This window comes from Pseudoduganella lutea, from assembly GCF_004209755.1.
Taxonomy (GTDB): Bacteria; Pseudomonadota; Gammaproteobacteria; order Burkholderiales; family Burkholderiaceae_D; genus Rugamonas; species Rugamonas lutea.
This window is the reverse complement of record NZ_CP035913.1, coordinates 7,400,550-7,412,182: the sequence shown is the minus strand read 5'-3', so window position 1 is coordinate 7,412,182 and position 11,633 is coordinate 7,400,550. Positions and strand designations below refer to the sequence as shown.

Below are 11,633 nucleotides of genomic sequence, written 5' to 3'. Positions count from 1 at the left end.
CCATATCAACCCATTGACATTGAAACGGCATATCCATGATTTCGGTCGACTTTCCTGGTCACCGCTTCCGGCTGCGCGCGGCCGGGATCGTCATCGACGACGGTTGCGTGCTGCTGCACCGCCCGGTCGGCGACACTGTCTGGGCGCTGCCCGGCGGCCGCGTCGAGGCGGGGGAGGAGGCCAGTGCATGTGTGGCGAGGGAATTCGAGGAGGAGATCGGTGAAGCGGTCGAATGCGGGGCCCTGCTGCATGTCGTGGAAAATTTCTTTGCGCTGGGCGATCGCCCATATCACGAAGTAGGCCTGTATTTCGACGTGACGTTGCGGCCAGGGTCGGCGCTGCTGGACAAGGCGCGCAGCCATGCGGGCATCGAGGGTGAGCGGCACCTCGAATTCCGGTGGTTCTCAAGGTCGGCGCTGGATGGCCTGGAAATACGGCCCGCGGCGCTGCGCGACGCGCTGGCGGGCGACGGGCCGCATCCGGCGCACATCGTGCAGCGCGATCGAGGCAGTTGATGCAAACATCCCTGTTCGTCATCCGCCATGGCCGCACCATCTTCAATGCCCAGGACCGTTACCTGGGTGCGCTCGACCCGCCGCTCGACGAAGACGGCTTGCGGCAGGCGGCGGCGCTGGCGGGCGTGCTGGCAGGGCGCGCCGATGTCCTCGTCTGCTCGCCGAAACTGCGTGCGAGGCAGACGGCCGGGGTGCTCGCGGCGGCATGGTCGCTGCCCGTGGTGACGATCGGGGAATTCGCCGAACGCGAAGTCGGTGTCTACGAGGGCTTGACGCGGGAAGAGGCGCGGGCCGCCTATCCCGCACTGTGGGAACAGGACATCACGCGCCGGTGGGATGCGGCGCCGACGGGCGGGGAAACCATCCGGGCCGTCTTCGAGCGGGTTGCCCGCGGCCTGGCGATCGTGCAGCGCGACTTTGCCGGCCGCAGTGTCGTGCTGGTGGCGCACGGCTTCGTCGCCAAGGTCATCCGGGCCTTGCTGGCAGACCTGTCGCGGGACGACTTCTTCCGCTATTCGCTGGCGAACGGCCAGGTGGCCCTGTATACACTTGGGGGCGGTGCATTCACGCTGCCAACCTGGCACGAGTAACTGGCCCGGCATCGGCCGGGCAAGAAATGAAAAACCCGGCATCGGCCGGGCTTTTTGCAATCCTGATCCAGGATCAGTCGTGGTGATGATGGTGGTGCTTGCGATGGCCCTTGCCATGGCCGCGGCCACGGTGGCCGTCACGGTATTCGTGCACCACGCGGCGCTCGACATACACCGGCCGCTGCTGCACATACACGCGCTCGCGGGGGTAGTACTCGCGCTCGTGGCGGTCGCGGTCCTTCGAGCTGATGGCATTGCCGACCAGGCCACCAACCACGCCACCGACCACGGTGCCGGTCGTGCCATTGCCGGTCTGGCTGCCGAGGGCGGCACCGACGACGGCGCCGGCGGCGGTATTGAAGGCACGGTCGCCGGCGGCAAGGGCGGCGGACGATGTCGTCACAGCGGCACCCAGCAGGACAACTCCGATGATTTTTTTGATGAACATGATATTTCCCCCATATTATGCCCGGCGTCACCGAAATGATGTCTGCCGTTTGATGTAGGTGTACTTTATCTGGTCCGTACGGAATTGCCAGTCAATACACAGATTCTTACAAAGTCATCCGGGCAGGTAACAGGCGTGTTACAGATTTCCGTCCCGAGGGGGCGCCTGCAGCCGCTCCCACTCGTGCCGTAACAGGCTCAGAACCTGCACATCCTGGTAGCGGCCATTGATGAAGAATGCCTCGCGCAACACGCCTTCCCCGGTAAAGCCGCACTTTTGCGCCACGCGCATGGAAGCGACATTGCCCGGCGCCACCAGCAGCTCGAGCCGGTGCCACGTGTGCACGCGAAACAGGTGATCCGTCACCATGCGCAGCGCGTCGGTCGTGTAGCCCTGGCCGGCGAGGGCCATGTCGAACAGCCGGTAGCCGATCTCGCGCGTGGTTGGCGTGCGGCTCTTGAAATGGCTGATGACGCCGACGATGTGCCGGTACGCGTCTTCGACGACGAACAGTTCGCTGTCGTCGGTCACGAAGCCATGCTGGACAAATTCCTTGCGCATCGTTTCCGGCGACTTGAACTGGCTGGAAAAATAATCCCCGCGCGATGGCAGGTCGTTCACGAGCGCGATGAACGTGTTCAGGTCCGTGTTCAGCAGGTGCCGCACGGTGCAGAGGGGTCCTTTCAGCATTGTCACATGCTATGCGAGGAAAACCGCAAGGTCAAACAAGCGCTTTGGAACGTCTGGCAAACCTCCATGGCTGCGTTGCACCGTCTTGCCGTACAAGCGTACTGTCTTCGACGGCGCGCCTTGCCCTGAAGGCTTTGTCAGGCATTCTGGTTTGGTAGCTCAGTTATAAGTTGCTTTACAACATTGTCAAATGATATCGTCCTGCTTCCTCGAACCTTATTCCGGATCCATCGCATGAATATCCGCAATCCCGTCCTCACCGCCATCGCCGCGAGTCTTTTCGCTTCCGGCCTGCTTGCCACCACCTTTACCCATGCCGCCAGCGCCAACGATGCTGCCACCCTGGGCAAGATCCGCGATACGGCGATGGGCAGCAACTGGGCCTATGAAAAGCTGGAAGACATGACGGACCTGATCGGCCCGCGCCTGTCCGGATCGGCGGGCGCGGCGGCGGCCGTGCAGCAGGTGGCCGACACGATGCGCAAGCTGGGCGCGAAGGTCACGCTGCAGCCGGTGAAGGTGCCGCACTGGGTGCGCGGCGAGGAAAAGGCGCAACTGGTCGATTACGCGGGCCGCCCGCAGGGCGTGGTGCAAAACATCGTGCTGACGGCGCTGGGCGGCTCCGGCGCCACACCGGCGCAAGGCCTGACGGCACCCGTGATCATCGTGCGCGATCTCGATGAACTGAAAGCCCGCGCCGCCGAGATCAAGGGCAAGATCGTGCTGTTCGACGTGGCGTTCGACCAGGGCATGGCCGATGCGGGCCTGGGTGGCCCGGCCTATCGCCGCGGTTCCGCCTTCCGCACCCGCGGCCCGGCGCTGGCGGCCGACCTGGGCGCGGCCGCCGCGCTGGTGCGCGCCGTCGGTGGCGCCGATTATCGCCTCACGCACACCGGCACCACGGGCCTGAAGGACGGCAAGCGCATTCCCGCCGCCTCCGTGACGGCGGAAGACGCCATGCTGATCGCCCGCCTGAGCAAGCGCGGCCCGGTCGCGATGAAACTGGTGCTCACGCCGCAAACCCTGCCCGATGCCGACAGCTACAACGTGATCGCCGACCTGCCGGGCACGGACAAGGCCGACGAAGTCGTCATCGTGTCCGGCCACCTCGATTCGTGGGACCTGGCAACCGGCGCGCATGACGACGCCACCGGCGTTACCGCGTCGATGGGCGTGCTGGAAACGCTGAAGAAGCTGAATCTGAAACCGCGCCGCACGATCCGCATGATCGCCTGGATGAACGAGGAAAATGGCGGCCGTGGCGGCGACACCTACCACATGGCGAACAAGGCCACGCTGGACAAGCAGTTCGCCGCGATCGAAAGCGATGGCGGCGTGGCGGGCCGCACGTTTGGCGTGCAGGCCGGCATCCGCCCGCAATATGAAAAGCTGTTCGCGCCGCTGCAGGCCTCGCTGGTGCCGATCGGCGCGGGCGTGCTGCAGCGCCGCGACGTGATCGGCGCCGGCGACCTGCACGCGATGGAAGCGGACGGCGTGCCGTCGTTCACGCCGCTGGTCGACTCGAGCGTTTATTTCAATTATCACCATACCCCGGCCGACACGTTCGACAAGGTCGACCCGGAGTACCTGAAGCGGCACGTGGCCGTGATGTCGGCGCTGACGTGGTACCTTGCCAACATGGACCAGCCGATCGGCCGCGCGCCGGAACAGGTCGAATGATGGAACCCACTCACTTCCGGAATGGAACGACGATGAACCACTTCAAAACGATTGGCGCCCTGTGCGCCGTGGCCATGCTGCTGGCTGGCTGCAGCAGCAAGGTCGACCCGCAACTGACGGCACAGCAGATGACAATGACGGATGCCACATGCACGTCCGCCGAGATCGGCAAGATCGCCGACGAAGCCGTGCGCAAGGCTTTCCAGGAACGGTGCGACCGCCGCGAACAGTTCAAGCCGGCCACGCCGGCTAGCTGATCGCGTCAACCCGTCACTTCGCGGCGAACCGGCTGCTCGTCGCCGCGCCGACGGATGCGGCGATGATGGCGCCGATGGCGGCCCACTGGTTCCACGCCAGCCGTTCGCCCAGCAGCGCAAGGCCCATCAGCGCGCCGAACGCCGGCTCCGCGCTCAGCAGGATGCTGAACGTGCTGGCCGGCAGCCGGCGCAGCGCCACCATTTCAAGCGAATAGGGAATCGCGCTGGAAACGATGGCCACGCCCAGGCCCAGCGCCAGCACGTGCGGCGACAGGATGGCGGCGCCGGCCTGGTAGAACCCGAACGGCGCGGCCACCAGCACGCCGATCCACATGCCGCAGGCCGACGCGGCGGGCCCATGCCGCATGCCGGCCCGCTTGCCGGCCAGGATGTACACGGCCCAGCACACGCCGGCGCACAGCGCCAGCACGATCCCGCGCCAGTCGAGCGCGACCGCGGCGCGGTCCAGCGGCAGCAGCAGCGCCAGCCCGCCCGCGGCCAGTGCGATCCACACGAAATCCATGCGCCGGCGCGACGTGAACACCGCCACCGCCAGCGGGCCGGTGAACTCGACCGCGATGGCCACGCCCAGCGGAATGTAGGCCAGCGACGAATAGAACGTCAGGTTCATCACGCCGAGCGACACGCCATATAGCGCCAGAGGGCGCCACTCGCCACCGAGCCGGATGCGCCATGGCTTGAACACGGCGGACAGGATGAGCGCTGCAAAGGTGAGCCGCAGCGCCGTCGCGCCGGCGGGGCCGATCAGCGGGAACAGCTGCTTGGCAAGCGAGGCGCCGGCCGTCAGCGACACGAGCGACAGCAGGAGCGCGGCATAGGGAAGGGCGTCGGAACGGGGCGAAGGTGTGGAAACTGGCGGCATGAAGCGTCGGATCGATGCGCGGGCGTGGCAGCCTGCGCGGCAGGGATGGCCCGACAGTATAGCCGCCCGCCGCCATCCGGCGCGTGCCCGTGCTACCATGGCGCCCCATGAAAGCGCTGCTCCGTACATTGCTGCTGTGGTTCCTGCTGGCCGGCGTGCCGCTGCAGGGCTTCGCCTCGGTCACGATGCTGCTGTGTGGCATGCAAACGTCGCCGGCCGCGCATACCGCAATGGCGGCGCCAATGCAGGCGTCGATGCAGCCCGATGGCCATCACGACCACGCGGCCATGCTCGCCGCGCAGCACGCAGCCGCCATGGCGGATCACGCCGGCGGGCATCACTATGCTGATCCCGACGGCGATGCATCGCACGCCGATCATGGCCAATGCGCCAGCGCGGGCGCCTGCTGCACGGGAGCGCCGCTGGCGCCCGCGCTGCCCGCCGCGCCGCCGCTGCAGGATGGCCGATGCGCCACCGTTCCCTTCGTTCCCGCCGCACCGGCCGCCGTCGACCTGGCCGGCCTCGAGCGGCCGCCGAAGTCCGCCTCCGCCTGATTCCAGCGCCGGCCGCCATGGCCGGTCCCGGCCCGCAGCAGCGGGTCGCTCATGCTCGAGGTAACAATGACATCATCCCCGATGGCGACGGCATTTGCCGTGCCGATCCTGGCGCTGGCCCTGTCCGGCTGCGCCACGTTTTCCCCCGATGGCGGCATGAACGCCGTCGACCAGGCCACGCAGGCACGCGCCGGCGTGGCCACGAAACTGCTGCGCGGCGACGCCGATCGCGACGCGCTGGCGCAGCAACTCAAGCCGATGCTGGCGCAACCGCTCGCCGTGGACGACGCGGTGCGCATCGCGCTGCTGAACAACCGCGGCCTGCAAGCCACCTACTGGGAACTCGGCATCGCCGAAGCCGACCTGGTGAAGGCCGGGCGCCTGCAGAATCCCGCATTCGGCTACCAGCACAAGCGCGGCGGCGGCACCACGTCGATCGAGCGCTCGCTGGCCGTCAACCTGGCGAGCCTGATCACGGCGCCGCTGGCCACTCGCATCGAAGGCCGCCTGTTCGAAGGAGCCAGGCTGCGCGTGACCGCCGAGGCGCTGAAAGTGGCGGCCGACACGCGGCGCGCCTGGTATGAAGCGGTGGGCGGCGCACAGGCCGCCGGCTATGCGAAACAGGTGGCTGGCGCGGCCGATGCCAGCGCCGAGCTGGCGCAGCGCATGCGCAAGGCCGGCAACTGGAGCGCCTTCGACCAGGCGCGCGAAGCCGCCTTTCATGCCGAAGCGATGGCCGACGTGACGCGCGCGTCGCAGGCCGCCACGGCGGCGCGCGAGCGGCTCACGCGGCTCCTGGGGCTGGCGGGCACCGACGCCCAATACCGCCTGCCGGACCGCTTGCCGGACCTGCCTGAGGCAGCGCCCGAACTGGCCGACGTCGAAACCGTGGCCATGCGCGACCGCCTCGACGTGCAGGCGGCGGCGAAGGACGTCGAGCACACCGCCGCGTCCCTCGGCCTGGTGCGCGCCACGCGCTTCATCAACGTGCTGGAACTGGGCGCGCTGCGCGAGCGGGAAGGCGGCGAGCCGGTGCAGCGCGGCTACGAGCTGACCCTGGAAATCCCGCTGTTCGACTGGGGCACCGCGCGCACGCGGCGTGCCGAAGCGGTCTACATGCAGTCGGCGAACCGGCTGGCGCAGGCCGCAATCGACGCCCGCAGCGAGGCGCGCGAAGCGTACCACGTGTGGCGCACGTCGTATGAGCTGGCCAGGCATTACCGCGACGTCGTCATCCCCTTGAAAAAGCAGGTGTCGGACGAGACACTGCTGCGCTACAACGGTATGCTGCTCAGTACCTTCGAACTGCTGGCCGACGCACGCGAGCAGCGCGTGGCCGTGGCCGCGGCGATCGAGGCGCAAAAAGCATTCTGGATTGCCGACGCCGACCTGGAAACCGCCATCGGCGGCCGACCGCGCGCCGTTCCCGCCACGCCCGCCGCAACGTCCGCACCACCCGCAACGCCCACGACATCCGATACACCCGCGACACCCGCGACACCCGCGACACCCACCGCCAACGAACACGGAGCACACCATGACCACGTCCAGTAATTCGCGCCGCTCCTTCCTGGCCAGCGCCACCACGCTGGTGGGCGCCGGCATGGTGAGCCGCGCCGGTGCCGCAACGCTGCCGGAAGCCCCGGTGGGTCCATCCGCCGCGACCGCCGCGCCGCTCGTGCCGCCGAACGGCCGGCCGTACAACCCCGTCGTCACGCTCAATGGCTGGAGCCTGCCGTGGCGCATGAAGGATGGCGTCAAGGAGTTCCACCTCGTGGCGGAACCGGTCGTGCGCGAGGTCGCGCCCGGCATGACGGCGAACCTGTGGGGCTATAACGGGCAAAGCCCCGGCCCCACGATCGAAGTGGTCGAGGGCGACCGGGTGCGCATCTTCGTCACCAACAAGCTACCCGAGCACACCAGCGTGCACTGGCACGGGCAGATACTGCCGAACGGCATGGATGGCGTGAGCGGCGTGACGCAGCCTTCGATCCAGCCCGGCAAGACGTTCGTCTACGAGTTCGTGGCAAAGCATGCGGGCACGTTCATGTACCACCCGCACGCCGACGAAATGGTGCAGATGGCGATGGGCATGATGGGCTTCTGGGTCACCCACCCGAAGGACATCCGCCAGCACGCCGTCGACCGCGACTTCGTGTTCCTGCTGGGCGCCTACGATATCGAGCCCGGCAGCTACACGCCGAAGGTAAACACAATGCTGGACTTCAACCTGTGGACCTTCAACAGCCGCGTGTTCCCGGCCATCGACCCGATGGTGGTGCGCCAGGGCGACCGCGTGCGCATCCGCGCCGGCAACCTGACGATGACCAACCACCCGATCCACCTGCACGGCCACACGTTCGAGGTGACCGGCACCGATGGCGGCTGGGTGAAACCGTCGGCGCGCTGGTCCGAGGTGACGACCGACATCGCCGTCGGCCAGATGCGCGCCATCGAATTCGTGGCCGACAACCCGGGCGACTGGGCATTCCACTGCCACAAGTCGCACCACACGATGAACGCGATGGGGCACGACGTGCCCACCCTGATCGGCGTCGACCACCGCGGCGTGGCCGAGAAGATCAACGATCTCGTGCCCGGTTACATGGTCATGGGCGACAAGGGCGGCTCGATGGGCAGCATGCGCATGCCGCTGCCGGAAAACACGCTGCCGATGATGACCGGCACTGGCCAGTACGGCGAGATCGAGATGGGCGGCATGTTCACGCTGGTGAAGGTTCGCGAGGGCCAGGCGCGCGGCGATTACCGCGACCCCGGCCACTACAAGCACCCGAAGGGCACGGTCGCCCACGAGTTCACCGGCGAGCTGCCGCCCGCACCCCGGGCCCCCGGCATGCCCGCGCTGGCGCCGGCGCAGGGCAAGCCGTTGGAGCTGAAGCGCGGGGAGGGCATGAGCATCATTGATGCTTGTCGTTGCGCGCTCGCGTACCGGTAACTTCAAGCCGTAGCTATTGGCTGATGAACACGGTGTCTGACACTATTTTCCTTCGGAAAATAGTGTCAGACACCGTGTTCATCCAAGCCAACCACATCGGATGTTGTGAGCGAATAATAAAGTCGGACTCAAGACGTTGACTTCGGAAGAAAACACTAATGTTTGACACAACAGGCCGAGGCGGATATGTCCCCATGAACTTCCGCTTTCAGACAGAGGCTAGTGGTCAAGCTCTTCTCGGGCGCTCGGCTGCGTCGCCTTGAAGGAAAGAAGGTCACGGACCAAGTTGAGGGCGCATTCATCTCGTACGACAGCCGGAGGGAATTTTTTAGTGTGCGCAACTCGGCCACTGGCCAGGATGAGCCAAGCGGCGGCCGAAACACGATCACGCTCTATCCAAAGCGTGCGGGACCTGTTCAAGAGGCCATTCCATCCAGCGCCGCGCCGACGTGGAAAGCGTAACAACACCGAAGAGAATTTTTAAACTGGATCGGCATATGCCGCATTTTCTTTCATGGCAGTGAATCTCTCCTTTGGGGCCGAGTTACCGTACACTGAGCGACAAGACCTGGCCAGAAGCAGGCATCAATACGATTACTTATCAGAAGGAGCAATGTGGTGGGAACTTCCATCTTATGCCGGTCGTTCATGTTGAGCATTGTCTTCTGCTGTGTTTCGCAGCCGTCTCTGACCAAGGCGTCGGAACAAGAAAGCGATTTGGCGAGGAGAAAGCAGGAGCATTGCGAACAAGGCAACATGAGGGAAACTACTTTCTGCATGAATCGAGAGCTGAAGGAATCCGATACACGCTTGAACGTCGTGTATAAAACCTTGGTGCATGCACTTGTCAAGCCACAAGGACTGCAAAGCGTGCAACGTGCATGGATCGTTTTCCGCGACGCTGAATGCAAGTTCCAGAACGAGGCAGAGCATGGTGGAAGTAGCTACAACTATTCAATGGACTTGTGTTTGATGAGGCTGACCGAACAGCGCATATCGGCGTTGGAAGCCGTCATGCCGTGTAACGGATGCGTAGAATTCAAGGATGAATTTTATAGAATGGAAAAGGGATTCAGATTTCCAGAGCGCAAACGTATTCCTGCTTCGGGCAGACCATGACAGCGATAAAGGTTTTGTGCCTTGGATCGATTCATAGCCCCGCCAGATGGTAGCGTCGAATCCAACGCAGCGGCCGGCGGAAAATCCCAACAGAAGAGGCAGTGTAGATGACGGTGATGGTTGTGACAGTGGACGGGGTGCTGGTCGCGGCAGCCGACCTGGCCGTATTGGACATCTTTGCAGTGCACATGAGTGGCGACCTGGCTTGGGCAGAACCAGGGTCGCTGGCGTGCCACGGCGGGGCTTACCCCGTCGATGCGCCATCGACGTTCCGCATCTGGACGCCCGACATGACGCTTGTCGCCGGCCAGGTCGTCACGGTGCGCCTGGCCGAGCGGCCGCCTGCGGCAGGGCTAACACAGGGCCGGACGATCGCCGAGCTGTACCCGGAGGAGCCGCCGTGCGAGCGCACCGACTTCACGCCGACGGCGGCGGAAGCGCAGGAGGCACGCGACCGACCGCGCCTGCGTCAAGGATTCTCCTGGTCGCTGACGACCCATGATGGCGAAGAGCTCACCGGGTGCAACGGTCCGGAGGACGATTCATTCGGGTTCAGTGTGGTCTGGACCAGCGACAGGCCAGCACAGGCGCGCGCGCGAGGCTATAGCTCGAATCTCGAAAGGGTCTTGTCGCAAGCGCCCGGTACCCGGCTCCACGAAGGCACATTGGCCGTCGGCGAAAGCCTGACATTCAGTTGCGGCGACTGAGCGGGAGAACCAGCGATGACGATCTTCACGCCGCGCCTGCTGAACCTGGGCTCTCTGCGAACCGCCAGATAGCGGCACGCCCGCGCCACGCAGTTCCCGCTGGCCTACCTCTTCGGTGTGAGCTTCAGCAGCCGGCCGCGCGAACCGTCTTCCAGCAGCCATAGCGCGCCATCCGGCCCCGTGCGCACGGCGCGGATGCGTTCGTCCATGTCCCAATGGTCTGCCTTGGTCGCGTTCTCGCCGTCGAGGGCGATGCGGTCCAGAGACTCGCCCGAGAGACCGGTGATGAAGAGGGAATTTTTCCACTTCGGGAACAGGTCCGCATCGTAGTAGGCGAGGCCGCCCGGTGAAATGGCCGGGTTCCAGGACACTTTCGGGGCCTCGAAGCCGTCGCCGGGCGCGTGGTCGGGGATGTCCCGGCCGTCATAGTGGCTGCCATTCGATGCCTTCGGCCAGCCATAGTTGAGGCCTGGCTTGATCAGGTTGATCTCGTCGCCATGGCGCGGCCCCATCTCCATTTCCCACAGGCGCCCCTGCTTGTCGAAGGCGATGCCCAGCAGGTTGCGGTGGCCATACGACCAGACGGCTGCATGGAAGCCCTTGGCCGCGAGCGGGTTGCCGGCGGCCGGCGTGCCGTCGAGGTTCAGGCGCAAGACCTTGCCGAGCGTCGACTTGGGGTCCTGCGCCGGATCGAACAGCTGGCGGTCGCCGCTGGTGAAGAAGAGATACTTGCCATCCGGCGAGAAGCTGATACGGCCCGAATAGTGCCCGCCGGTCGACGCATCCTGGCTGCGGAAAATGGCCTTGGTATCCTTGAGCGTGCCGCCTGCCAGATCCAGGGTCGCGGTGGCGAGCACGACCCGGCTGCCGGCACCGGAACCCGCCTCGGAGTAGCTGAAGTAGAGCAGCTTGCTGGCGGCAAAATCGGGAGCGGGCACGATGTCCATGAGTGCGCCCTGGCCCTTGCTGCTGACGGTGGGGGTGCCGGACACCGTCCGCCTGGTACCGGTTGCGGGATCGAACAGGATCAACGTCCCTTCCTTTTGCGTCACCAGCACGTTGCCGTTGGGCAGGAATGCCATGGCCCATGGGTTCTTGAAGGTGCCGACCGGCTTGACCTCGAAAGGCAGGCCGCCGGTCGCGGATGCGGCCGTCGGGGCGGCGGCGAACGCGAGCAGGGTGAGCGAGAAAGTGGTGGCAAGGCCGAGCGTGCTCAAATTCATGTTTTTCAGAT

13 protein-coding genes are annotated in these 11,633 nt (G+C 65.5%); 9 read left to right on the top strand and 4 right to left on the bottom strand.

What is annotated here, in order from left to right:
* Positions 1-35 precede the first annotated feature (35 nt).
* A complete protein-coding gene (locus EWM63_RS31205; protein WP_130189998.1) occupies positions 36-515 on the top strand; it encodes an NUDIX hydrolase in 480 nt (159 codons plus the stop codon).
* Complete coding sequence (locus EWM63_RS31200; RefSeq protein WP_130189997.1) at positions 515-1,105, top strand: histidine phosphatase family protein; 591 nt, start codon at positions 515-517, stop codon at positions 1,103-1,105. The genes EWM63_RS31205 and EWM63_RS31200 overlap by 1 nt, the downstream gene beginning before the upstream one ends.
* 73 nt (positions 1,106-1,178) lie before the next feature.
* Here the strand turns inward: EWM63_RS31200 and EWM63_RS31195 are convergent, their stop codons facing one another.
* Together EWM63_RS31195 and EWM63_RS31190 are read right to left on the bottom strand one after the other, a co-directional pair.
* Positions 1,179-1,553, bottom strand: a complete 375-nt coding sequence (locus EWM63_RS31195) for a glycine zipper domain-containing protein (protein WP_130189996.1) — start codon at positions 1,551-1,553, stop codon at positions 1,179-1,181.
* Between the two features lie 138 nt (positions 1,554-1,691).
* Positions 1,692-2,243, bottom strand: coding sequence for a GNAT family N-acetyltransferase (locus tag EWM63_RS31190; protein ID WP_130189995.1), 552 nt, complete (start codon positions 2,241-2,243; stop codon positions 1,692-1,694).
* Positions 2,244-2,477: 234 nt separating this feature from the next.
* On the opposite strand from EWM63_RS31190, the gene EWM63_RS31185 reads away from it, so the two are divergent.
* Positions 2,478-3,923 carry a M20/M25/M40 family metallo-hydrolase gene (locus EWM63_RS31185; protein ID WP_130189994.1) on the top strand — a complete coding sequence of 482 codons (1,446 nt, stop codon included), beginning with the start codon at positions 2,478-2,480 and terminating at the stop codon, positions 3,921-3,923.
* Positions 3,924-3,955: 32 nt separating this feature from the next.
* Positions 3,956-4,180, top strand: a complete 225-nt coding sequence (gene trbK / locus EWM63_RS31180) for an entry exclusion lipoprotein TrbK (protein WP_165391015.1) — start codon at positions 3,956-3,958, stop codon at positions 4,178-4,180.
* A gap of 13 nt (positions 4,181-4,193) precedes the next feature.
* On the opposite strand, the gene EWM63_RS31175 is transcribed toward trbK, so the two are convergent.
* Complete coding sequence (locus EWM63_RS31175; RefSeq protein ID WP_130189992.1) at positions 4,194-5,063, bottom strand: EamA family transporter; 870 nt, start codon at positions 5,061-5,063, stop codon at positions 4,194-4,196.
* 107 nt (positions 5,064-5,170) lie between these two features.
* On the opposite strand from EWM63_RS31175, the gene EWM63_RS31170 reads away from it, so the two are divergent.
* The 5 genes from EWM63_RS31170 to EWM63_RS31150 all read left to right on the top strand — a co-directional run bounded on the left by EWM63_RS31170 (position 5,171) and on the right by EWM63_RS31150 (position 10,399).
* Positions 5,171-5,617, top strand: coding sequence for a hypothetical protein (locus EWM63_RS31170; RefSeq protein ID WP_130189991.1), 447 nt, complete (start codon positions 5,171-5,173; stop codon positions 5,615-5,617).
* A 66-nt stretch (positions 5,618-5,683) separates the two neighbouring features.
* Positions 5,684-7,171, top strand: coding sequence for a TolC family protein (locus tag EWM63_RS31165; RefSeq protein WP_229487615.1), 1,488 nt, complete (start codon positions 5,684-5,686; stop codon positions 7,169-7,171).
* Positions 7,155-8,573, top strand: a complete 1,419-nt coding sequence (locus tag EWM63_RS31160; RefSeq protein ID WP_130189990.1) for a multicopper oxidase family protein — start codon at positions 7,155-7,157, stop codon at positions 8,571-8,573. The genes EWM63_RS31165 and EWM63_RS31160 overlap by 17 nt, the downstream gene beginning before the upstream one ends.
* A gap of 618 nt (positions 8,574-9,191) precedes the next feature.
* Positions 9,192-9,692 carry a lysozyme inhibitor LprI family protein gene (locus EWM63_RS31155; RefSeq protein ID WP_130189989.1) on the top strand — a complete coding sequence of 167 codons (501 nt, stop codon included), beginning with the start codon at positions 9,192-9,194 and terminating at the stop codon, positions 9,690-9,692.
* Positions 9,693-9,799: 107 nt separating this feature from the next.
* Entirely contained in the window at positions 9,800-10,399 is a 600-nt protein-coding gene (locus EWM63_RS31150) for a hypothetical protein (RefSeq protein ID WP_130189988.1), read from the top strand.
* A gap of 104 nt (positions 10,400-10,503) precedes the next feature.
* On the opposite strand, the gene EWM63_RS31145 is transcribed toward EWM63_RS31150, so the two are convergent.
* Positions 10,504-11,622 (bottom strand): PQQ-dependent sugar dehydrogenase, encoded by a 1,119-nt coding sequence (locus tag EWM63_RS31145; RefSeq protein WP_130189987.1) that lies wholly within the window; start codon positions 11,620-11,622, stop codon positions 10,504-10,506.
* Positions 11,623-11,633 lie beyond the last annotated feature (11 nt).

Coding starts and splice junctions, on each gene's coding strand:
- EWM63_RS31150 (WP_130189988.1), top strand. CDS start 9,800: ATGACGGTGATGGTTGTGACAGTGGACGGGGTGCTGGTCGCGGCAGCC.
- EWM63_RS31160 (WP_130189990.1), top strand. CDS start 7,155: ATGACCACGTCCAGTAATTCGCGCCGCTCCTTCCTGGCCAGCGCCACC.
- EWM63_RS31165 (WP_229487615.1), top strand. CDS start 5,684: ATGACATCATCCCCGATGGCGACGGCATTTGCCGTGCCGATCCTGGCG.
- EWM63_RS31175 (WP_130189992.1), bottom strand. CDS start 5,063: ATGCCGCCAGTTTCCACACCTTCGCCCCGTTCCGACGCCCTTCCCTAT.
- EWM63_RS31195 (WP_130189996.1), bottom strand. CDS start 1,553: ATGTTCATCAAAAAAATCATCGGAGTTGTCCTGCTGGGTGCCGCTGTG.
- EWM63_RS31170 (WP_130189991.1), top strand. CDS start 5,171: ATGAAAGCGCTGCTCCGTACATTGCTGCTGTGGTTCCTGCTGGCCGGC.
- EWM63_RS31190 (WP_130189995.1), bottom strand. CDS start 2,243: ATGCTGAAAGGACCCCTCTGCACCGTGCGGCACCTGCTGAACACGGAC.
- EWM63_RS31145 (WP_130189987.1), bottom strand. CDS start 11,622: ATGAATTTGAGCACGCTCGGCCTTGCCACCACTTTCTCGCTCACCCTG.
- EWM63_RS31200 (WP_130189997.1), top strand. CDS start 515: ATGCAAACATCCCTGTTCGTCATCCGCCATGGCCGCACCATCTTCAAT.
- EWM63_RS31205 (WP_130189998.1), top strand. CDS start 36: ATGATTTCGGTCGACTTTCCTGGTCACCGCTTCCGGCTGCGCGCGGCC.
- EWM63_RS31185 (WP_130189994.1), top strand. CDS start 2,478: ATGAATATCCGCAATCCCGTCCTCACCGCCATCGCCGCGAGTCTTTTC.
- trbK (WP_165391015.1), top strand. CDS start 3,956: ATGAACCACTTCAAAACGATTGGCGCCCTGTGCGCCGTGGCCATGCTG.